Source organism: Peribacillus sp. FSL E2-0218 (assembly GCF_037992945.1).
Lineage (GTDB): Bacteria > Bacillota > Bacilli > Bacillales > DSM-1321 > Peribacillus > Peribacillus simplex_B.
On record NZ_CP150304.1, the window covers coordinates 536,089 to 556,318 of the forward strand.

General features: G+C 42.8%; 19 protein-coding genes and 1 riboswitch. Of the genes, 10 read left to right on the forward strand and 9 right to left on the reverse strand.

The features are described from left to right. Window positions 1-185 precede the first annotated feature (185 nt). A complete protein-coding gene (rluF, locus tag MHI53_RS02580) occupies window positions 186-893 on the reverse strand; it encodes a 23S rRNA pseudouridine(2604) synthase RluF (protein WP_061140585.1) in 708 nt (235 codons plus the stop codon). A gap of 98 nt (window positions 894-991) precedes the next feature. Here rluF and MHI53_RS02585 point away from each other — a divergent pair, with 98 nt between their 5' ends. Next, window positions 992-1,174, forward strand: a complete 183-nt coding sequence (locus MHI53_RS02585) for a hypothetical protein (protein WP_340372683.1) — start codon at window positions 992-994, stop codon at window positions 1,172-1,174. Window positions 1,175-1,500: 326 nt separating this feature from the next. Here the strand turns inward: MHI53_RS02585 and MHI53_RS02590 are convergent, their stop codons facing one another. After that, window positions 1,501-2,433 carry an aldo/keto reductase gene (locus MHI53_RS02590; protein ID WP_340372684.1) on the reverse strand — a complete coding sequence of 311 codons (933 nt, stop codon included), beginning with the start codon at window positions 2,431-2,433 and terminating at the stop codon, window positions 1,501-1,503. Between the two features lie 255 nt (window positions 2,434-2,688). On the opposite strand from MHI53_RS02590, the gene MHI53_RS02595 reads away from it, so the two are divergent. The 5 genes from MHI53_RS02595 (at window position 2,689) to MHI53_RS02615 (ending at window position 10,033) form a co-directional block, all read left to right on the forward strand. Then, the gene (locus MHI53_RS02595; protein ID WP_164468807.1) at window positions 2,689-2,862 is read left to right on the forward strand and encodes a hypothetical protein; all 174 of its coding nucleotides are present in this window, start codon (window positions 2,689-2,691) and stop codon (window positions 2,860-2,862) included. Between the two features lie 433 nt (window positions 2,863-3,295). After that, window positions 3,296-6,037: a GTPase domain-containing protein gene (locus tag MHI53_RS02600; protein ID WP_340372685.1), complete on the forward strand. Its 2,742-nt coding sequence runs from the start codon at window positions 3,296-3,298 to the stop codon at window positions 6,035-6,037. A 97-nt stretch (window positions 6,038-6,134) separates the two neighbouring features. Beyond that, window positions 6,135-6,240, forward strand: a riboswitch (SAM riboswitch). 115 nt (window positions 6,241-6,355) lie between these two features. Then, window positions 6,356-7,468 (forward strand): sugar ABC transporter substrate-binding protein, encoded by a 1,113-nt coding sequence (locus MHI53_RS02605; RefSeq protein WP_340372686.1) that lies wholly within the window; start codon window positions 6,356-6,358, stop codon window positions 7,466-7,468. Between the two features lie 59 nt (window positions 7,469-7,527). After that, complete coding sequence (locus MHI53_RS02610; protein WP_340372687.1) at window positions 7,528-9,030, forward strand: sugar ABC transporter ATP-binding protein; 1,503 nt, start codon at window positions 7,528-7,530, stop codon at window positions 9,028-9,030. Between the two features lies 1 nt (window position 9,031). Further along, complete coding sequence (locus MHI53_RS02615) at window positions 9,032-10,033, forward strand: ABC transporter permease (protein WP_100533483.1); 1,002 nt, start codon at window positions 9,032-9,034, stop codon at window positions 10,031-10,033. A gap of 259 nt (window positions 10,034-10,292) precedes the next feature. On the opposite strand, the gene MHI53_RS02620 is transcribed toward MHI53_RS02615, so the two are convergent. Next, on the reverse strand, window positions 10,293-10,649 hold the full coding sequence (locus MHI53_RS02620; protein ID WP_340372688.1) for a hydrolase: 357 nt from the start codon (window positions 10,647-10,649) through the stop codon (window positions 10,293-10,295). 130 nt (window positions 10,650-10,779) lie between these two features. Here MHI53_RS02620 and MHI53_RS02625 point away from each other — a divergent pair, with 130 nt between their 5' ends. The 3 genes from MHI53_RS02625 (at window position 10,780) to MHI53_RS02635 (ending at window position 13,498) form a co-directional block, all read left to right on the forward strand. Then, window positions 10,780-11,508, forward strand: a complete 729-nt coding sequence (locus tag MHI53_RS02625) for a hypothetical protein (RefSeq protein ID WP_340372689.1) — start codon at window positions 10,780-10,782, stop codon at window positions 11,506-11,508. A gap of 178 nt (window positions 11,509-11,686) precedes the next feature. Beyond that, the gene (locus MHI53_RS02630) at window positions 11,687-12,919 is read left to right on the forward strand and encodes a trypsin-like peptidase domain-containing protein (RefSeq protein WP_340372690.1); all 1,233 of its coding nucleotides are present in this window, start codon (window positions 11,687-11,689) and stop codon (window positions 12,917-12,919) included. 273 nt (window positions 12,920-13,192) lie between these two features. Then, window positions 13,193-13,498, forward strand: coding sequence for a hypothetical protein (locus MHI53_RS02635; protein WP_061140594.1), 306 nt, complete (start codon window positions 13,193-13,195; stop codon window positions 13,496-13,498). A 19-nt stretch (window positions 13,499-13,517) separates the two neighbouring features. Here MHI53_RS02635 and qoxD read toward each other — a convergent pair whose 3' ends face one another. The 6 genes from qoxD to MHI53_RS02665 form a co-directional block, all read right to left on the reverse strand. Then, window positions 13,518-13,802 (reverse strand): cytochrome aa3 quinol oxidase subunit IV, encoded by a 285-nt coding sequence (gene qoxD, locus MHI53_RS02640; protein ID WP_340373636.1) that lies wholly within the window; start codon window positions 13,800-13,802, stop codon window positions 13,518-13,520. A 7-nt stretch (window positions 13,803-13,809) separates the two neighbouring features. Beyond that, window positions 13,810-14,406, reverse strand: a complete 597-nt coding sequence (gene qoxC / locus MHI53_RS02645) for a cytochrome aa3 quinol oxidase subunit III (RefSeq protein WP_061140595.1) — start codon at window positions 14,404-14,406, stop codon at window positions 13,810-13,812. Further along, window positions 14,403-16,352 (reverse strand): cytochrome aa3 quinol oxidase subunit I, encoded by a 1,950-nt coding sequence (gene qoxB, locus MHI53_RS02650; RefSeq protein WP_061140596.1) that lies wholly within the window; start codon window positions 16,350-16,352, stop codon window positions 14,403-14,405. Before qoxB ends, qoxC begins: the two co-directional genes overlap by 4 nt. A gap of 57 nt (window positions 16,353-16,409) precedes the next feature. Continuing rightward, complete coding sequence (gene qoxA, locus MHI53_RS02655) at window positions 16,410-17,327, reverse strand: cytochrome aa3 quinol oxidase subunit II (protein ID WP_061140597.1); 918 nt, start codon at window positions 17,325-17,327, stop codon at window positions 16,410-16,412. A 473-nt stretch (window positions 17,328-17,800) separates the two neighbouring features. After that, complete coding sequence (locus MHI53_RS02660) at window positions 17,801-17,935, reverse strand: BA3454 family stress response protein (RefSeq protein WP_155645356.1); 135 nt, start codon at window positions 17,933-17,935, stop codon at window positions 17,801-17,803. 258 nt (window positions 17,936-18,193) lie between these two features. Then, window positions 18,194-19,030, reverse strand: coding sequence for a DMT family transporter (locus MHI53_RS02665; RefSeq protein ID WP_061140598.1), 837 nt, complete (start codon window positions 19,028-19,030; stop codon window positions 18,194-18,196). Between the two features lie 304 nt (window positions 19,031-19,334). Between MHI53_RS02665 and queF the strand changes: the two genes are divergently transcribed. Next, a complete protein-coding gene (gene queF, locus MHI53_RS02670; RefSeq protein WP_061140599.1) occupies window positions 19,335-19,832 on the forward strand; it encodes a preQ(1) synthase in 498 nt (165 codons plus the stop codon). Window positions 19,833-20,230: the final 398 nt, after the last annotated feature.

Sequence of the window (20,230 nt, forward strand, 5' to 3'; positions counted from 1 at the left end):
TTGTGCAAAGACTAAACTCGCGAGTAAACGCGCCATGATCTCGAAAGTAAGCAATAAACTATGTAGATATCGCGTCCAAATTATGTGTTAGGAACGAATTCACGAGATTGCGAGAATATTGCATGGCAAATAAGACTATTCAAGCAAATAAAAGATGCCTCCTATTTTTGGGGGCATCTCGCTTTTTATCTTTGCCTAGGCGTGTAGTTCAATTCCGTAAACAGTTCCTTCAGTTCATCCTCGGTCAGGTCACGCCATTGGCCGAGCGCCAGGCCGTCTAAATGGATGTTCATGATTCGGATTCGGTGCAAATCACGGACTTCATAGCCTAAAGCTGAGCACATGCGGCGGATTTGTCTGTTCAGTCCTTGCATCAAGGTGATGTTGAATGTGTATTTGGTCAATTGCTTAACTTTACAGGGAAGTGTTTTCGTATCCAAAATCTCTACGCCGGCTGACATTTCTTTAATGAATGAAGCGGTAAGCGGCTTATCAACGGTTACGATGTATTCTTTTTCATGTTTGTTCTCTGCACGAAGGATTTCATTTACGATATCTCCGTCATTCGTAAGCAGGATCAGTCCGCTTGAGTCTTTGTCGAGCCGGCCGATATGGAAAATGCGGAGCGGATGATTGACAAAGTCAACGATGTTTCCTTTAATATGTTTTTCCGTCGTACTAGTAATCCCAATCGGCTTATTCAGGGCAATGTAGACATTTTGTTGTTCCACTTTTATCGGATTGCCGTCTACACGAACATCATCACCCGATTGGGCTTGACTGCCAAGTTCAGCTATAGCTCCGTTAATCGTAACACGTCCTTCTGCAATCCATTTATCAGCGCCTCGTCTCGAGGTAATTCCTGATTCACTAATATATTTATTGATCCTCAACTAAAGCACACCTTTTCATTCGAATTTTCTTCTTTAAAGGATAACGTATATCATGCTTGATAGACAAGGTTTGATGAGAATTTCCGGATATTTATTACATGGTTGTCGTGGCAGGCCGATTGGACGCTTTCTTTTGGCTTCTCAAATGGACACCGATGAAGACGAGAAGACCCGCCAAGGCTTTGGAAGGTGGAGCCCGATTGACCTGCTATAAGAAGGCTAAGAATGGCGGCAAAGACGGCGATCAGATTGAGAAGGACTTCAGCCAGGCCTTGATGTGACGAAGCGATATATTAAAGAAAATGAATGAGCCTGCTGATGGGGAAATCCCGATATAAAAGAGACCTTCAATGGCTGAAATGATCGGGATGTTTTTTAGTTTTCTACCGAATAGAAGGTTATCATTCAACTGGAAGATCTCTACGATATGCCTCCAATGAAACGCCGCATAAGGAAATGTAATTGCCCACCAAAAAATAAAATGGCCAGGATAAGAAATAAGGTAGTGGTAGCTGTCTTCATCAGCCTTCCTTAAATCGATTAATCTTCAGGAAAAAGCTGCTCAGCTTGAGCTGAACAGCCTTTCCTTATCTGTTAAAAACTCAGATCACGCGAAGATGGCGCTGATTTCGGCAATTTCATCCATGGTCAGCTCGACATCCAAAGCCTTTAAGTTGCGTGTGACCTGTTCCGGTTTTTTTGCTCCGGGAATGAGGACATCGATTGAATGCCTGGTTAAATACCAAGCGAGTACCACATCTGCGACATCAGCATTCTTCCTGCTGGCAATGGCACGGACTTCTTCAACTTTTTGCAGGTTGCTGACAAATTCCTGACCTTGAAAGAGTGGGCTTTGTGCGCGTCCATCCTCGAATTTGGATTCTTGATTATATTTACCGCCAAGCAGCCCAGAAGCAAGGGGGAAATAGGGAATGAAAGAGATATCGTTTTCAGCAGTATATGGCAGCAAGTCCAGTTCCGCCTCGCGTTTGAATAAGTTATATTCGGATTGTAGGACATCGACATAGCCGTCTTTATTCGCTTCTTTTAATTGCTCGAACGTAAAATTGGAAACGCCGATTGCCTTGATTTTCCCGGCATCCCTCAATTCCTTCAAGGCACCTACCGCTTCATCCTTCGGTGTTCCTTCATCAGGGAAATGGATGTAGAATAAATCGATGTAATCGGTTTGTAGCCTTTTCAAGCTTGATTCCACCGCGCTCTTCAGGAAGGTGGGAGAATTATCAAGCACGACTTTGCCATCGACGAATTTGTGGGCTCCTTTAGTGGCAAGGACTACATTTTCACGTTTGCCCGTCTCTTTAAGAATTTCTCCGATAAGTTCCTCTGATCGCTCAGGACCGTAAATGAAGGCTGTGTCCCAAAAGTTAATCCCCTTTTCAAGCGCCGTTCTTAAGACATCTTTTCCGGTATCCTCGCTTAAATTGGGGAAAAGGTTATGTCCGCCAATGGCATTCGTGCCAAGGCCAATCGGATTAACGTACAATTCTGTTTTGCCAATACGGGTTTGCTTAGACATACTGCTTATCATCTCCTTTCCCTCATCATAACAAAAAGGTGGTGGTTATTTCCAAAATAAAGCAATATGGTCCCGAACAAAATAAACGATAAAAACGTCCGCCGCCTCATATTTCGCCCTAAAGGGGCAGGAAATTAGTCTACAGTTGGCGAAACTTCCTATATTCAGGGATAAAAGAACCGGAATAACTCCCTATTATCTTTCTAACCGCAACTATATTATAATAGAAGGCAGAACACTAAAGGAGATAACAGTATGTCTGAAAATAAAAAGTTAAGCCTGGCGGATGCGGTCAAACAAAAACTGGCTCAAAAGCAAGCAGGTTCAAGTAAAGATAAACTGGAAACCGGCGTAGTGAAGAAAACGAAACAGCTCAAAAGCCAGTTGACTAAAAAGCCGAATAACCAACGTAAGCGTACAGGGGTATAATCCTAATTCGTCAAGGGACAACGACTGTTTGGAGCTTATCAAAGAGCAGTGACCTTTCATGATGAAAAGGTGCTGCTTTTTTATATTTTTCAAGTGGGAATTATTATTCGTTTTTTAATGGTTAAAGGGACTGCTGTAACAGGGGGGCAAGGATAAGGGCACAAGGAAACATATTTTCTCGAATATGGAAATGACTTCTCTGTAACGGTTTATTAAAATCATTACAAATCCCTTCGCTTCTGTTTTAAAATTGTAAGAGTGGTGACATCTTGTTACCATATTGTTTTGTTAAAATAACATTTTAAGGTTTTAACAATAATTTTCTTAACTAAAGGAACGTATGGAGCTCTTTGCTCGGAAAGCTTCAGGAAGGCTTTAGCAAATCAGTGAACATCCTTTAATTGAAAATATGAAATATATCGGGGGAATAAAGATGGACGAACGTCTAATCGAAAAAAAATATTATGAAACGATGATTGAGGATGCAACGAAACATCCCATTCAAGCTTTGGGCGAAATGTTCCTCGTGGAACAAAAAAAGGAAAGAGCGGATTTGACCGCAATTCGATATGCACAAGGGGAAGTATACTTTCAACACCATGACTATGAAGCGGCCATTTTTAAATGGGAAAACATTGAGGGCGAGCTTGGATCGTGGGCGAAGAAAAATATCGCTGACGCCTATTTTGAACTGGAAATGTATTCAACGGCAGAAGATATCTATAAATCCGTGGTTACCGATGAAGCGGTGTTGAAAACGGAGGTTCTTCTGCAATTATTTTCCCTTTACATAGTGGAATCAAGAAATGACCTGGCGTCCAAAGTCGTGAAGGAAGCCGTTGAGTTTCAACCGGATTACCCGAATGTCACGGAAATTGCACGCGCCTTTTTTGAAGAACAAAAGGATTGGAACAGCGCAGTGGTCCTAGCGTCGGAGGAAAGTATCCGTACGGAATCAATGAGCTGGTTCGATGTGCTGAAAACATATATCCAGCAGGGAGTCGCTCAATCGATGGCTCCGGATTATTTTTCAAATGTCTTAGGTTCGCTATATGCGCTCGACCAGAATCGTTTCGAAAAAATGACGGTTGCCCTCTGGAAAAATTATAAATATACCGATTCATATTTCGAATGGCTCAAAGTGATCAATAACTTGATAGATATGATTGAATTAAATCAAGGAGACGTCTGGGAAGAGCTTACGGTCCTTTACCGGGATGCCTATGCAAGTCTGCTTGAAGGAACTCATTTGATCAAGGAGCTGAGCCCTGTCGTGCCAAGGCTCCTGGAAAACTGGCTGAAAATCGCAGATGGGGAGCTCTCGTTATTTGCAGCAGCCTCTGCGTTGTCCTGGAATGAAATATTCCCTGATACGATCAATGCACTGGTCATTCAGGATGCAGAAAGTCTGTTGGCGAAGTCCCCTAAATTGGGAGGCGGGCTCGAAGCTGGTGAAAAACTCTTCAATTCCATTATCCAGTGGGCTGAAGAGAATGATTTAAAGGTCGGCAACAAGCTGAAGTGGATGGTCGAGGGGCTTAAAGATACCGGCAATTTCAATCTTTTGCTAGTTGGGAGTGCAGGCAATGGCAAGACTTCCTTCATCCAGTCGATTGTCGGCGAGAGCATTGCCGCCGAAGATCATTCGTCCCTGGTCAGCGTTAAAGACGGAGATGATTTGGAAATCCTCGAAATCACGGACACAGAGCGCAAGGCTGTGATGGAATTAACGGAATTGGATGAAACGCGCCGTCAGCGGGGGACGATTGTCGATGTTACGCTGATTAGTGACTACCTGAAGAATAATCGCCTGCGGCTGTTGGATACCCCTGGATTCAATGGGGAAAAAAGCGTCGAATCTGATTTCCAAGGCTATTTGCATGGCAGTGATGGCCTATTGTTCGTCCTTGACGCCCGGGCTCCTTTCACCGGAAGTGAACGGGATCTGTTATTGGAGATTCAAAAGCTGGCTCCGAAGCTGCCGATACACTTCTTGTTGAATAAGATGGATACGATTTACAGCGATCAAGTGGCAGTACGGATGGAAGACGAAACTTGGGATAAGGTGAATGCATATTTCCCGAATGCGAAAGTTTTCGCCTTCTCCAAGCTTTATGATAGCAAGCAGCAGCTGAAGGACCTTTCGGCTTTCCTTCAATCAAATTATCAAGATGGCAATTGGATGGAGAGAAGATCTGAAAAAATCCTTGCGTTCATTCGCAAAACTTTATCTTATTTGTTAGAAAAACGGGCCGCCAACGAGAGGAAATGTGAGCATTCCATCTCTTGGAATGAACAGATGGAGGTCAAGCTGAATGGCGCTGTCAACCAGCTGGCAGATTTGGAAAAAGAAAAAAGTGAAAATATCATAAGGGCGTACCGTATGATTAAAGATGAAGTGAAAAATCAGCTTTCTTCCAACATCCCCGAATTACTTAGGGATTGCTCTAAATCGTTAACGGAAAGCAGTGATTTCAGTCAGGTCCATATCGAGTTGAATCAGGAAATGAATGATCGGATCCAAGCTTTCATTTCCGATAAAATCATGCCGCAATATTACCGTTCGCTGCAAGACTGGATTGCCAGCTCCCAAATGGAATTCTCACAAAGCCAGCAGTTTATGGATGAAATGAGTTCAGGATTCAATGAACTATACAAGGAAGAACGGATCATGCTTGCCGGGGACTTCAGGGTATTGGATGACTGGCGCCGTGATGCGGACCGGATGACAAGCAGCATCCGGATCGAAAACGTCAATATCTTATTGCGCAGGACGCCATCGCAGCTGCTGCTCAAAGGAGCAGGAAAACTATTTGGGGCGATTCCGCAAAATAAAGCCAATATGTACAATCGTTATAAGAAATACTTGGAAGGCGAGGATTACCAGGATGTAGCGGAGATGATAACGGATCGCTTCCTGACCCAATTCGGATTGTTTGAAAAATCCTTGGATCGGGACATCTCACTTTTCTATCGCAGCTCATTTGCCTTACTGCAAAAAACGATAGAACAAACGCAGACGGAAATTAAAGACTACCAGGCCGCCTTGGAGCATATGAAGGAAAATCCGGAAGTTTACCGTGACCCTATCACTTTGTTCGAAGTCAAATTGCGCCAGCTAGAGAGACTGGAAAAAATCGAGAAAAAGCGTCTAGCCCAACTGCAAAGAAAATAAATAGTCATGACGAACATTTCAAATATTCAAAAATCTATTGACTTTACGACTATATCCCTATAAAGTGGTAATTACGAAAAACGTAACACAATATATTCTCTTATCAAGAGTGGCGGAGGGACTGGCCCTAAGATGCCCAGCAACCGTTCCATTAGGAATTGGTGCTAAATCCTGCAAAACAGAAATGTTTTGACAGATAAGAGAGGGACAAGTCTGCAAAACAGCCGATTAAACCTCTCTATTACTAGAGAGGTTTTTATTTTAGGATTTACACCAACTTAACAGATAAGAATAATTGAAGAAAATGGGGGAAACAGGATGAGAAAGTCTATTAACGCTGCATTCATTACAGCTATCGCTTCTGCTTTGCTTTTAACGGGTTGCTCTTCAGGACAAAGTTCAACGGAACCGAAGCGAGAAGAAAAAGTTTCATTTGAAAATGTTCCAGAAAGATTTGCCGATGGGGAAGGAGCCAAAATCAAAGTCATCCGTAAAATAGGCGGAGATGATCATACGGCCCAATATTTGGCTGGAGCGAAGGAAGAAGGGGAAGACCTGGGGTTCCAAGTGGATACATATACAGCAAATGGAGATACGGCCAAATTCCATGATGCCATAGCCCAGGCTTTGCAGCAGGATTATGACGGCTATATCATTTCCCATGGGGATGATGCAGCAACAGTCAATGATGTTCAAAAACTGGTTGATGCAGGAAAAAGCGTTGTCACCTTCGACTCCATAAGCGATTTATCCAAGATAGACGGTGTTACATTAACTTCACAGGATGATGAAGCGCTGGCAACACTTGCTTTTGATAAGTTGATAGAAGAACAGAAAGGTAAATCGGCAATCGCCTATCTGTGGGTGGATGGTTTTCCCCCAATGGTGAGAAGAAATGCCGTCTATCAGGAAAAATTAAAAGAAAACCCTGGTATAAAAGAGGTCGAAAGGTTCGGGGTGGCATCTGCCGATACTTCGGTTCAGACACAGAATGCAGTAGCCGCAATGCTGAATAAATATCCTAAAGGTAAATTGGATGCCATTTTCGCAACATGGGATGCGTTTGCTATCGGAGCAGCCAGGGCGATAAAAGAAGCTGGCCGTGATGAGGTGAAGATATACGGAATTGACGTATCCAATGCAGATCTTCAGGAAATGCACTCTGCCGATAGCTCATGGTCCTACACGGCAGCAGTCGATCCAAAGTTGATCGGGGCTGTGAATATGAGGATATTGGCAAAAAAATTAGCGGGCGAGGATACGCCGCAAACATATGATTTAGAGGCTTCGCTCATTTCACAAAAGCAAATCCAGGCTTCAAAAGAAGCGGTAAACATGACGAACCTATCTGGAATTGTCGATGGATGGGGTGAATCCAGCGAATTTGAAGAAGATTGGATGAAAGTCTTGAAAGATCACTATAAAAAGTAAAAAAAGAGGCACTCTCTTTCCTATGAAGGGGAGTGTCTGTTCAGGTAGGGGGAATGGACATGGCCACACAACTTGAAATGAAAGGCATTTCGATTGAATTTCCTGGAGTCAAGGCGCTTAAAGATGTTGATTTTTCGGTACGGTCAGGGACCGCCCATGCATTGGTCGGTGCAAATGGGGCAGGGAAATCCACGTTGATGAAAGTTTTATCAGGGGCCCATGTTCATTATTCAGGTGACATTTATCTCGATGGGATGAAGCGGGAAATCCGTTCGCCAAAGGAAGCGCAGGAACAGGGCATTCAAATCGTGTATCAGGAAGTGGATACGGCACTCATCCCATACTTAACCGTCGGTGAAAATGTAATGCTGAATGAAATGGTCCAAAACATGGGCAAGAAACAGCTGGTCAAATGGAAAGATCTGCACAGCGCGGCCACACAGATTCTTGAAGATATGAACATTCATGTTCCTTCGAAAAAATTGGTGAAAGATCTGACCCTGGCCCAAAAGCAGATGGTCCTCATAGCCAGGGCCGTTTCGACTGAATGCAAATTCTTGATTCTCGACGAACCAACTGCCCCATTAAGCCATACGGAGACCTCGGAACTTTTTCGAGTTGTAAATGAATTAAAGCAAAAGGGTGTAGGAATCATTTTCATCTCCCATCGTCTCCCAGAAATTTTTAGGGTTTGTGAGGAAATCACGGTCATGAGGAATGGAGAGCGTGTCGCCTGCCGAAAAATGGGCGATATCACCCAGAGTGAAGTGGTTGAGCTCATGCTTGGGAGAAGGATGGATGAACAGTTCCCGGAAGTGAATGCCGCAATTGGTGACGTCGTTCTGGAAGTGAAGGGATTATCAGATGCGGGGAAGATTAAGGATGTCAGTCTGCATTTGAAGGCAGGAGAGATAGTCGGCTTGGCAGGCTTGGTCGGGGCTGGGAAAACGGAGCTGTGTAAAGTCCTGTTTGGACATACTTCGATTGGTACGGGAAAAGTCATACTGAACGGCAGAAGGGTTTCCTTGAAATCACCGCATGATGCGGTAAAAAGCGGTTTGGCACTTGTACCGGAGGAACGCAGGAAAGAAGGGGTCCTTGTTCAGGAAACCGTTACGGCGAACTTGACTGCAGCCAGTATCGGCACATTTTGCAATACTTTCAGTGTTGTGGATCGTAAGGCGGAAAAGGAAAAAGCGAAGGAGATGATTGTGAGTCTCGGCATCAAGGCTTCCTCTGGTGAAGCGAAGGTCGAAAACCTTTCAGGAGGTAATCAGCAAAAGGTTGCCATCGGGAAGTGGCTTTTGGCGGATGCGGATGTATACATATTCGATGAACCGACAAAAGGGGTAGATGTTGGAGCAAAAAAGGATATATTCGAATTGATTGCAAAGCTTGCCAGGAAGGGGAAAGCGATCATTTATGCGTCCTCGGAGCTTTCCGAAATCATCGGCATTACCAATCGGACATATGTGTTATACGATGGAACAACGGTCATCGAACTACAAACAAAGAAAACCAATGAAGAAGAACTATTATTCTATTCAACAGGAGGAAAATAGGATGAACACAATCGTTCCTGTTACAGAGACCGCGAAAAAAAGAAAGGTGGAGTTGTTCGAGTTTTTCTATAAATACGGCACGATATTGACGATTATCCTTTTGATTGGAATCTTTGCCGCTTCCAATCCATCTTTCATTCAAACCAACAATCTGATCAATATCCTCCGCTCGATTTCAATCGTGACGATCATTGCGATCGGCATAACGATATCTTTAACGGTGGATGGATTCGACCTTTCCGTCGGTTCCGTCGCTTCATTGGCCAATGCAATCGTCATATCGATGTTTGTCTGGTTTTCGCAGGATACCTTGATTGCCATATTGGCTGCAATCGGTGCCTCACTTGTCGTAGGGGCCTTGAATTCGTTCATGATCGTTAAATTGAGAATCCCTGACATGCTGATGACATTGGCTACGATGTTCATTATTCAAGGCATAGCCCTTACCTATACAAAAGGGGCGACGGTTTCGCAAAATATGGTCATGCCTGATGGGACGTTCGCGACAGGACTGATCAGCCCGCTTTTCGCCAAAGTAGGCCAAGTACCATGGATTATTTTAATCATGGCAGTCATAGTGGTGACGACGCACATCTTTTTGACGTATACGAAGCACGGTCGTTATATGTACATAATCGGGGGAAATAAGGAAGCGGCAAGACTTTCCGGGATAGCGGTCAATAAATACAAGGTGCTAGCCTATCTCCTTTCCGCTTTATTTGCCGCCATCGGGGGCATTGTCCTTGCTTCAAGGGTCATGACATCTGAAATCAATTCGGGGGCGCCGTATTTAATGGATGCCGTTGCAGCTGCCTTCATTGGTTCCTCCGTCTTGGGGGCCGGGAAACCGAATGCCTTCGGAACCTTTATTGGAGCCGTCCTGATCGGAATCCTGCAAAATGGGCTGATCATGATGTCGGTGCCCTACTATGCAATGGATATCGTCAAAGGAACAGTGCTGGCCCTTGCACTTGCGATTACCTATTATAAACAAAAACATTAATGTTCCCATGATATTTATACATCAGTCCCTTTGCCATCATGAGCATGGGGGCTGATGTCATTCAGGTCATATAGGACTCATAATGAAATATGTGATTTTAAGGTGAGTTTTCTGCCCAGTTTCATCGGCATGGCTGTACATCGGTCGGATGAATACTGATTCAACTTGGCTAGCTGCCATGACCGGCATCGCAATGGCGGTTCTACTTAGTGACATAGAAAAAACAGAACCAGTAGAATTTCAGGTTCTGTTGATGGCATTATTTGAAATTCCGCACTTCCTCATTGCCCTCGAACTTATTATCCTTCAATATGCCGATTTCCTCTATATGATTTCGGGCAGTTTCATCTCCTAATCGATAAATGATGGCATATAGTTTTTTCATGGCTGCATCGTATTTATCATTCGCACGGTCATGATGATAGAGGAGATAGGGCACATGTGAACGGGCATATGCTTCCGAATCATCTTTATGTTGCTCTTCTAAGCATTGTTTCAATTCCGCCAGTTCCTCATCCGTTGCGTGTATCGTGAAGCTTGGATTTTCTTCAAGTTTCTGTCCGAGTACATCGCCGCTGACCAAATCGACGTGGTAGGTCTGTTTTTCTTGCGTCATTTGCTGATCATCCTTTCAATCGTTTATCTATGATGTACCACTATTTGTAAAAGATAATCATAAAAGAGAACAATTCCATAAAAATAAAAGAAACCGGATCGTGATCAATCGTTTAATATGGAAGTATAGAATGGATAAAATGAGGAGTGATACGGTGAAGAAATCATTCGTGATCATTGTCTGGATGACCTTGCTTGCTTCTGGCTGCGTAACAAGAAATTTCGATTCCAATATGGAATTGGGGAGAAGCCAGTTACATGAGGAAAATTATTTAGAAGCCCACGAGGCATTTGAATTAGCCTATAAAGAAGCCAAAACAACAAAAGCGAAAGAATTAAAGGACCTGTCTGGCTTTCTAGCAAATGGTATGAAGAACTACGAGGAACAGGATTTTAAATCGGCCCAGGCTGAATTTAAAGCGGCAGCCGCCTACAAGGCAAAATCCAGCGAGGGGAAACATCTGGTTACAAAGGCAATGGAGATGGCCTCCGTATCACAATCCGCCAGCATAGAACCAGGTGAGGGGAAGGGTGGAAGTGACAATGCCGAGGAGTTTGCCGAGCCGAATTCGGAAGCGTTAGAAAGGAAGAAATCTCCCACCCTGGAGAAGCCGGCTGAACCAGTGAAGGAAAAAGCGTTGAGTGAACATCAGGCGGAGAAGCTTGTAAGAGATTACGTGGACATGGAAAAATTCCCGCATTTACAAATTGAATATGCTCGTGAGGATAAAAAGGGAAATTATATTTTCCAAGTGTTCGAAAGTGATCAAGAAAGTAAGGGCAGCGGTCACAGGGCGGTATGGGGCTGGTATGGTGTGAATGCGGAGACAAAAGAGGTATATGAAGTCATGGAGACATGACTCTGTGTGTAAAAGAGGCCCCCTGATGCGGCCTTTTTATTTTGCATCAGTGGATAATAGCGCGGAAAAACTTTGATTTTTTTTAGAAAAGTCTGCACGGCCTTTACTTTCTTAAGAATTTTTTAATAATTGACCTTTATGATAGAACCAATCAAAGGAATTCATAGGAGGGATTAAGATGGAGGATTATAATGGCAATGAGCAAGTCCGGGTGAAGGAAGAACGGAAAAAAGGAAAATCCCTTTGGAAGACTAGTCTAGTTTCCGGCACCGTTGCTTCCATGGTTACATCTTCTGTATTTATATTTGGCGGTGATTTCATAGATCAAGGAAAAAAATCAGTGGATCATTCAGCCCAAACGGCAAGTGTAGCGCAAACGGAAAGGGCAGAAAAGGAAGGGGTCACGCCGCAAAAGCTGTCGACAAGCACTGATTCAAAGGATCGGGCAAATATGGTTGAGACCGCATCAAAATCGATTGTCGGGGTCGTGAACTTACAGGATACACAAAACCAAAGCCCGTTCCAGCAGCAAAGCACGGAAAGTGAAAAGGTCGAGACCGGAACTGGATCAGGAGTCATTTATAAAAAAGCCAATGGAAAAGCCTATATCATTACGAACAACCATGTCATCGAAGGGGCAAAGGAAGTCGAAATTTCCTTGTATGATGGACAAAAGGCGACAGCTGCTGTTGTTGGTGCCGATGCTTTGACGGATTTGGCGGTTTTGACAATCGATGCTTCGAAGGCACCGGATGGAATAAAGTTTGGAAATTCGGATAGTATGCGTCCAGGAGAAGAGGTGCTGGCCATCGGGAATCCACTTGGACTTGATTTTTCACGTTCGGTTACACAGGGAATCGTCAGTGCGACGGGGCGCTCCATTTCCGTCGATACATCGGATGGCGCTTGGACATTGGATGTCATTCAAACGGATGCCGCGATAAATCCAGGGAATAGCGGCGGTGCACTGATCAACACGGCTGGCGAGGTTATCGGGATAAACAGCTTGAAGATATCCGAAAGCGGCGTGGAAGGCTTGGGCTTTGCCATACCAAGCAATGATGTGATCCCGGTCGTGACGGAACTGATCGAAAATGGGAAAATCACCCGCCCATACCTGGGTGTAAGCTTGGCCAGTATCGAAGAGCTGCCGCAGTATTACCTTCAAGATGTACCAGAGGCTGCGAAAACAGGTGTAATGATCACAAGTATAGAAGCTGGATCGGCTGCCGAGAAGGGCGGACTAAAGCAACAGGATATCATCATGGAAATGGATGGAACTAAAATCAGTACGGCTGCAGAATTAAGGAAATACTTATACACCGATAAAAAAATCGGCGATAAAGTGAAGGTTAAGGTGTATCGTGGCAAAGAAGAGAAAACGGCAACGATTACTTTGCAAAAGTCATAGTGAGAGTGGAGGACCCCTGAAGATCTATTCAGGGGTCCTTTATTGAAGAGTTGAGCCATCCTGGCAGTTGGTGTATAGAAGAGGGGAATATCGGAGAAAATTAATAGTGTATTTATCCTGTTTTGCAGAAATTCCCATCTAGTCATGAATGCCTAAAGGCAAGCAGTGGCTTCGTCTATTTGTCAAGATTTTCTACTGTTTATATGTTGAAAATTAGAAAAGATTTGACAAATTTGTGAATTGTCATAAAATAGAAAGAAAGGGGATGAAATTATGGAAGCTAATCAGAAGATGTTGGATGCAGTGAGATGGGTATCGGGCACAGGTTGTGTAATCGGAATTTTCATTTTTTGTTTAAGTTTTTTTGTAAGCGATTACAATAGAGATTATATCTTAACTGCTGTTGGTATGGCTATCACATTAAGCGCAGCTGCCATTTTCCTAGTTGGTATATTTTTTGTCCTGACAGAAGAAATGGTTATGAATACACATAAAGGTGAGAGAGTTGAACCGGAGACCACCAAGATCATCAAAATAAAAACAAAAGCGAAAACAAAAAGAAGAAGGGTGTCGATATGACACCCTTCTTTTTAAGCTATTATTGGTAACCCCAAATCATTGTAAGCAGTGTACCGAATATGGTAACCAAAGCAATGAATAGAGCGTAGTAAACGTTTGTGTAGATGGCTTTCTTATCCTCGGATTCACGAGCATGCATGAACATGACCAGCTGAACGCCGGCTTGCATGAATGCAGTCACTAAAAGGACGATCATACCGGTTTTAAAAGAAAGTTCATATACAACTACACCAAGAGCAACGGCTGTAAGAACCATGGAGAATATGAATCCCATAACATGTCCACGTGGGAATAGCTGTTTCATATTCATATTACATCATTCCTTTCAGATAGACGAAGCTGAAAATGAAGATCCAAACAACGTCTAGGAAATGCCAGTATAGAGAGTAGATGAACGCTTTGTTCGTAGTTTCCGGTGTCAAACCGCGCTTTTTGACTTGAAGCACGATGAATGTTCCCCAGAATAAACCGAGCGTTACGTGAGCTCCATGCGTTCCAAGCAATGTTAACAAGATGGATGTGAACGCACTTACTTGCAGTCCTGCACCGATATGAACATAGTGCTTGAACTCAAAGATCTCAGTGCCAAGGAATCCGGCCCCAAGCGCAAGAGTGATGATGAAGAAAACCATCATTGCATTCTTGCTGCCATGGCGCATTGCATTAATTCCAAGACCGATGGTGAAACTACTAGTCAATAGAAGGATCGTTTCAATCAGAACTGGTGTAACCTCAAAGATGTCTCCACCAACAGGTCCATTGCCGGTCCTGTTAACGAGTGTGAAGTACGTTGCAAACAGTGTTGCGAAAAGCGCGATTTCAGCTCCAAGGAAAATCCAGAAACCTAAAATCTTTAATCGGTTTTCTTCTGTACTATATTCAAGTGGCAGCGAGTTATCTATTTTCATGCGTTAGCACCTCGCAATTTTTTTTCTGTTTCTTCTATCTCTTCAACGGAGATGTGATGACCGTGATCTTTTTCAAATGAACGGTGGGCCATGCAAGCAAAGATTCCAAGTGTTGCAATGATTGCGAAGATCCACATGCTGAATACCATTGCAAATCCCCATACGAAGAAGATGATACCCAGTACGAACGGAACGCCGCTGTTATTTGGCATATGGATTTCTTTGTACTTGCCTTTGAACAATGCCGGACCATTATTTTTTGAATCCCAGAATGCTTGTGAAGAATCAACTTCAGGTACGATAGCGAAGTTGTATTCCGGAACTGGACTGTGTGTAGCCCATTCCAATGAACGTGCATTCCAAGGATCGCTTGTGATATTTCTTGGCGCATAACGAGTGCTCCAGTAAATGTTGTACACAAGGAATGCGAAACCGATCAATAAACCAAGTGCACCAACGAATGAAAGCATGTTCAACGGACCATATCCTGTTGCTTCTGAATATGTGTACATACGACGTGCTTGACCATCCAAACCTGTGATGAACATTGGGAAGAATGTTACGTTAAATCCGACTACGATGAACCAGAAAGCCCATTTCCCAATTCTTTCGCTCAATTGGAAGTTGAAGATTTTTGGCCACCAGTACGTAAACCCAGCAAGTACGGAGAATACAGTACCCGGAATCAATACGTAGTGGAAATGCGCCACCAAGAACATTGTGTTGTGATATTGGTAATCGGCACTTGCCATTGCAAGCATGACGCCCGTTACCCCACCGATCGTGAAGATCGGAATGAAAGCTAAAGAGTAAAGCATTGGAACGGTGAATTCAATTTTCCCTCTCCAAAGCGTGAACAGCCAGTTAAAGATCTTGATTCCCGTCGGAACGGCAATCGCCATCGTTGTAATCGAGAAGATACCGTTAACCATTGCACCGTGACCCATCGTGAAGAAATGGTGAGCCCATACAACGAATGATAGAACGGAAATGGCAACCATAGAGACAACCATTGATTTATAACCATAAAGGTTACGACGTGCAAATGTAGAAATGATCTCACTGTATATACCGAAGGCAGGCAAGATAACGATATAAACCTCAGGGTGTCCCCAAATCCAGAACAAGTTAGCCCAGAGCATATCCGATCCGCCGTTAGCCATTGTAAAGAAGTTAGTTCCAAACAGACGGTCCATTGTCATTAACGCCAGTGCCACTGTCAATACAGGGAAAGCGAAGACGATGATAAGGTTCGTGATAAGGATTGACCATGTGAACATCGGCATTTTCATCAATGTCATACCAGGTGCTCTCATTTTCAAAATTGTTACGATAAAGTTGATACCAGTCATCAATGTACCGATACCTGCGATTTGAATCGCGATCGCGTAATAGTTCATCCCAACGGATTCACTGAATTCGACACTCGCTAACGGGAAGTAAGCTGTCCAACCTGCATCAGGAGAACCCCCGACAACGAACGAGATGTTGAATAACATGGCTCCCCAGAAGAACAACCAGAAAGAAACTGCGTTCAAACGAGGGAAAGCTACGTCACGTGCCCCAATTTGTAGAGGAGTGACGATATTCATCAAACCGATGATGAATGGCATGGCCATGAACAGGATCATAACGACCCCGTGTGTTGTGAAAATTTCATTATAATGCTGTCCATCCAACAAACCATTATCAGGTATTGCTGTTTGAGCACGCATCAATATTGCGTCGGCTCCACCACGGAAAAGCATAAGTAGTGCAGCGAGAATGTACATGATACCGATACGTTTGTGGTCAACCGTTGTGAACCACTCGCGCCATAGGTAGCCCCACTTTTTAAAATAGGTTACGCCTACTAGTATTGCAAGTACTGTAACCGCGATTGCGATCTGTGAACCGACAATCATAGGGGAGCTGTGTGGTACGGCAAATCTATCAAAGTAATCCATACTCTTTGTGACTCCTTTCGAAAAGTTATTCTAAATAACTGCTTGTGATTTTAAATCTTAATGTTGATGCTCTGTTTCTGCTTCATCCGCTTTTTTAGAATCTTCGTGTTCTGAGTGTTTAGATTCTCCATTGCCTGAAGCACCGTGATTGTGTTCAGGGGCAGGTCTGAAGTCAAGATGTGTTCCGTTAAATGTGTATTGTCCAACGTGACCTGGCTCCAATAGTTTATCAAATTCACTTTCCGTCAATTTCTTAGCGGTACCGTGAATTTCATCAACCCACTTCGTGTATTCATCTTCAGGCATAGCCTTAACATTGAAAGTATGTTCAGCGAAACCTGAACCACTGAAGTTGGCGTTTCTTCCCATATACTCACCAGGTGTATCTGCTACCAAGTGCAAAGTGTTCACCATGTCACTCATCGCATATTTTTGCCCACCTAGTTGTGGAATCCAGAAGCTTGAGATTGGTCCGTAAGAATAAAGCTTAAATTCGATTGGTCGGTTTGTTGGTAAGAACAAGTAGTTTACTGTTTCAATATCCTCTTCCGGATAACTGAAATGCCACTTCCAGTTTGAAGATGCAGCATAAATGATCAATGGTTCTTGATCCTCATATCCTTTTGGTGTAGCCTCGACTTCATATGTCGAGCGAACACTGACAACGGAAAGGAATATGACGATAAGGATCGGGATAATTGTCCAGATCGCTTCGAGAACGTGACTTCCTTCCACGTGAGGTGGTACATAGTCATCGCTTGACTTGGAAGCGCGGTATTTAAATAACATAATTGCATAGAGAATGACAACGACTAAGACAATAATTAACATCGTCCAAATTGAAATCATGATCACATTAGCTTGGTTTGCTGCTACAGGACCTTTTGGATCGAGTACAGCTAATGGGTTGTCGCAACCAGTTAGTACGGTGGCGATGGAAAAAATTATAGTTAATAAAGCCCATTTCATTTTCATATAGATACCCCTTTCTTTCTTTATTGGAAATTCTAAATAACAAGTTATTCAGAGTGAGTGTTACATTGTTCACAAACTGACGTCTCTATATTAGTATCATATATGGAAAAAAACAATCAAAAGTGACATATGTCACAAAAAGTTCATGAAGAGATAGTGAAAGAATGGGATATGAGCTTATTAGTTGGATATATAATAAGAAAAGAAGTATAATAGCGTATTAGTTTATTTCAATTTAAGGCTGCTTTCAATTGAAATTTGTTCTCAAAAGAACCGTTCGTGAATTGGTAAAATTTCAAGAAAATTACATTAGAATAATATTACATATAAAAGCGATGAATAAGACGAGGGTTATAAGGGTTTTATTTGTTTTTTAATATAAAAAGACACCGGATTACCAATCGAATAAATTGAGGAATTTAGGCCTAAAGGCAATAAAAAAAAGCAGGTATCTAAAAACGATGCCTGCTTTTTTATTCACTCCATTGCTTCTGGACTTGATGAAGGGCCTGTTGTAAAATTTGTTCCTGATTTGCACTAGGTTCCGTGAGGACGTTCGTTTGATAGGATTTCCCTTTATAATCAACTTTCACTGTAACTTTTACCATGATTCATTCTTCCTTTCTTGTCTTGCCTGATTAGTTTAGTGTGAGGGGAGTACACTTCATGTATACCCAGGGGAGTGGAATGCTCAAACATTTCGAACTGGATGACTTAATATTCATAATTATCTGATATTTTATGAAAAATGTCAATATTTTTATGAGGAGTATGACAATAAAAGTGAAGTTTCAGCGCCGGATAGGGAAAGTCAGTCTTGAAAAATGGAAACGGCCCTGCTTTGTTATGGAAGCAGGGTCGTTTCTTTAAATTTTTGTTAAGATAATTCCAATCAAGGCTGCTAAAACACCGGCAATTTGATAGGACTTTAGTTTTTCCTTGAATAAATAACAACCGGCAAAAACCACGATTAAACAGTTCAGGCTCACCACGGGAAAAATGATGCTGGCAATTCCGGTATTTAAAGCGAAGAAATAACATACATACGCAATGATGCTTAGTAAGCCCACAAGAGAGCCGATTTTCACTTCGCTTAACTTGAGCTTTTCATTCTTCATGCCCGATGCCGCCATCAAATAAAGTGTTCCGCCCCCATACATCGATACCAGAATATCAAGTGAGTTCAGATGCAGGCGCGTGGTCGTTGTCATTAAAATCCCGAGTACACCAAATGAGAATATTGCAAATATTGTATGCATCATCCAGGGCAAATATTGATGATTGCCCTTAGCGTTAGGGGTATACTGAATGACAAGGGTGGCAAGGAGCATGCAGGCGATCCCGGTCCACTGCAACGAAGAAATATGTTCATGAAAAATGATCGCAGCACAAAGGATGGGGAAAATAGCATTGGCCGCAATCAACGGTGATGTCAAACTGGCCGGCCCCTTTTCAAATGCACTGCCCATCTGGATATTCCCGTTAGCATTAAGGATCCCAATTGCAGCTCCGAGCAAGATGGATAGCCAATTAGTCGTCAAACCATCCACGATTCCGCCATACATAAGTGCCATGATGAAGGCCGTAAAATAAAAGAAAAATTGGATATGTACCTTGGAGTAACCTTTTCCGCTGCTCCATTTGAAAATGCTGTTATTGATACCGAAACATATACTGGTGATGAGTGCTGCAAAAATCCACATTTGTATACTCTCTTCCTTCAGGTAGGATATCTTCATTTCCATTTTAAGCGGAATATAGGCAGGAATCAAACTCATTTTACAAGAGTTGGATTGACAGATGGGATATTTTTTTCTATATTTACTATGACTATTTCAAATATATTTCCCGATAATGGGAGAGGTTCATAGCATCACCCTCTTAAAAAAACTATGGCTTTGATATTTTTCGCGAATCAACCATATCTTTTTAGAGATATGGTTTTTTGTTATATAGAGGCCCATTTTATGAATCTCCCCCGACAAGCGTGGAAGAGGAGGACTTTTTATGTCTGGAAGAAAAGAAGAAGAATTAAAGGAAATTACATTACTTGGGAATCAAGGAACAAAATATACATTCGACTACGCTCCAGAAATTCTCGAGTCGTTCGAGAACAAGCACCCTAACCGAGATTATTTCGTCAAATTCAATTGCCCGGAGTTCACTAGCTTATGTCCAATAACCGGACAACCTGACTTTGCAACCATATACATCAGCTATATTCCAAGCGTGAAGATGGTCGAGAGCAAGTCCTTGAAGCTTTATTTATTCTCATTCCGTAACCACGGCGATTTCCATGAAGACTGCATGAACATCATCATGAATGATTTAATCGAATTGATGGACCCGAAATATATTGAAGTCTGGGGCAAGTTCACACCCCGGGGCGGCATTTCCATCGATCCATACACAAACTATGGAAAGCCAGGGACGAAGTATGAAGAAATGGCGGATTACCGCTTGATCAATCATGACTTATACCCGGAAACCGTGGATAATCGTTAAAAGGCAGAAAAAACAAAAGGGTTTCGAAGACTTTCCTTCCGAAACCCTTTTGAATAGTATGGGTTCCCCATTTAGTCCGCGCATTCATGCTTTTCATATCGAAGAACCGCTAATCCTTCTTTTCGCTTCGCATTTTATCTAGTCCTCATTCCTCAGATGATTTGCTTCTTCCTAAATTGTTACCAACTGTGGCTTGCATCATTTACTAATGATGAAAATGAATAAGACGTTCCCGGACTGCCTCTTGATAAGCGAGTGCCAGCAGTGGAAAGCAACGGTCCAATTCCCCCACGGAACCATTGTTAATGGGGATTCTATCTTTTTTTCAAGCACAGCGGAATGAAACGTTCAAACTCCAAATTCTTCAAAGTGGAGAGCGATGGAAACTTCCAGTTTTA

Coding starts and splice junctions, on each gene's coding strand:
- MHI53_RS02585 (WP_340372683.1), top strand. CDS start 992: ATGGTTGTCGTGGCAGGCCGATTGGACGCTTTCTTTTGGCTTCTCAAA.
- MHI53_RS02590 (WP_340372684.1), bottom strand. CDS start 2,433: ATGTCTAAGCAAACCCGTATTGGCAAAACAGAATTGTACGTTAATCCG.
- MHI53_RS02595 (WP_164468807.1), top strand. CDS start 2,689: ATGTCTGAAAATAAAAAGTTAAGCCTGGCGGATGCGGTCAAACAAAAA.
- MHI53_RS02600 (WP_340372685.1), top strand. CDS start 3,296: ATGGACGAACGTCTAATCGAAAAAAAATATTATGAAACGATGATTGAG.
- MHI53_RS02605 (WP_340372686.1), top strand. CDS start 6,356: ATGAGAAAGTCTATTAACGCTGCATTCATTACAGCTATCGCTTCTGCT.
- MHI53_RS02610 (WP_340372687.1), top strand. CDS start 7,528: ATGGCCACACAACTTGAAATGAAAGGCATTTCGATTGAATTTCCTGGA.
- MHI53_RS02615 (WP_100533483.1), top strand. CDS start 9,032: ATGAACACAATCGTTCCTGTTACAGAGACCGCGAAAAAAAGAAAGGTG.
- MHI53_RS02620 (WP_340372688.1), bottom strand. CDS start 10,649: ATGACGCAAGAAAAACAGACCTACCACGTCGATTTGGTCAGCGGCGAT.
- MHI53_RS02625 (WP_340372689.1), top strand. CDS start 10,780: ATGGATAAAATGAGGAGTGATACGGTGAAGAAATCATTCGTGATCATT.
- MHI53_RS02630 (WP_340372690.1), top strand. CDS start 11,687: ATGGAGGATTATAATGGCAATGAGCAAGTCCGGGTGAAGGAAGAACGG.
- MHI53_RS02635 (WP_061140594.1), top strand. CDS start 13,193: ATGGAAGCTAATCAGAAGATGTTGGATGCAGTGAGATGGGTATCGGGC.
- qoxD (WP_340373636.1), bottom strand. CDS start 13,802: ATGAAACAGCTATTCCCACGTGGACATGTTATGGGATTCATATTCTCC.
- qoxC (WP_061140595.1), bottom strand. CDS start 14,406: ATGAAAATAGATAACTCGCTGCCACTTGAATATAGTACAGAAGAAAAC.
- qoxB (WP_061140596.1), bottom strand. CDS start 16,352: ATGGATTACTTTGATAGATTTGCCGTACCACACAGCTCCCCTATGATT.
- qoxA (WP_061140597.1), bottom strand. CDS start 17,327: ATGAAAATGAAATGGGCTTTATTAACTATAATTTTTTCCATCGCCACC.
- MHI53_RS02660 (WP_155645356.1), bottom strand. CDS start 17,935: ATGGTAAAAGTTACAGTGAAAGTTGATTATAAAGGGAAATCCTATCAA.
- MHI53_RS02665 (WP_061140598.1), bottom strand. CDS start 19,030: ATGTGGATTTTTGCAGCACTCATCACCAGTATATGTTTCGGTATCAAT.
- queF (WP_061140599.1), top strand. CDS start 19,335: ATGTCTGGAAGAAAAGAAGAAGAATTAAAGGAAATTACATTACTTGGG.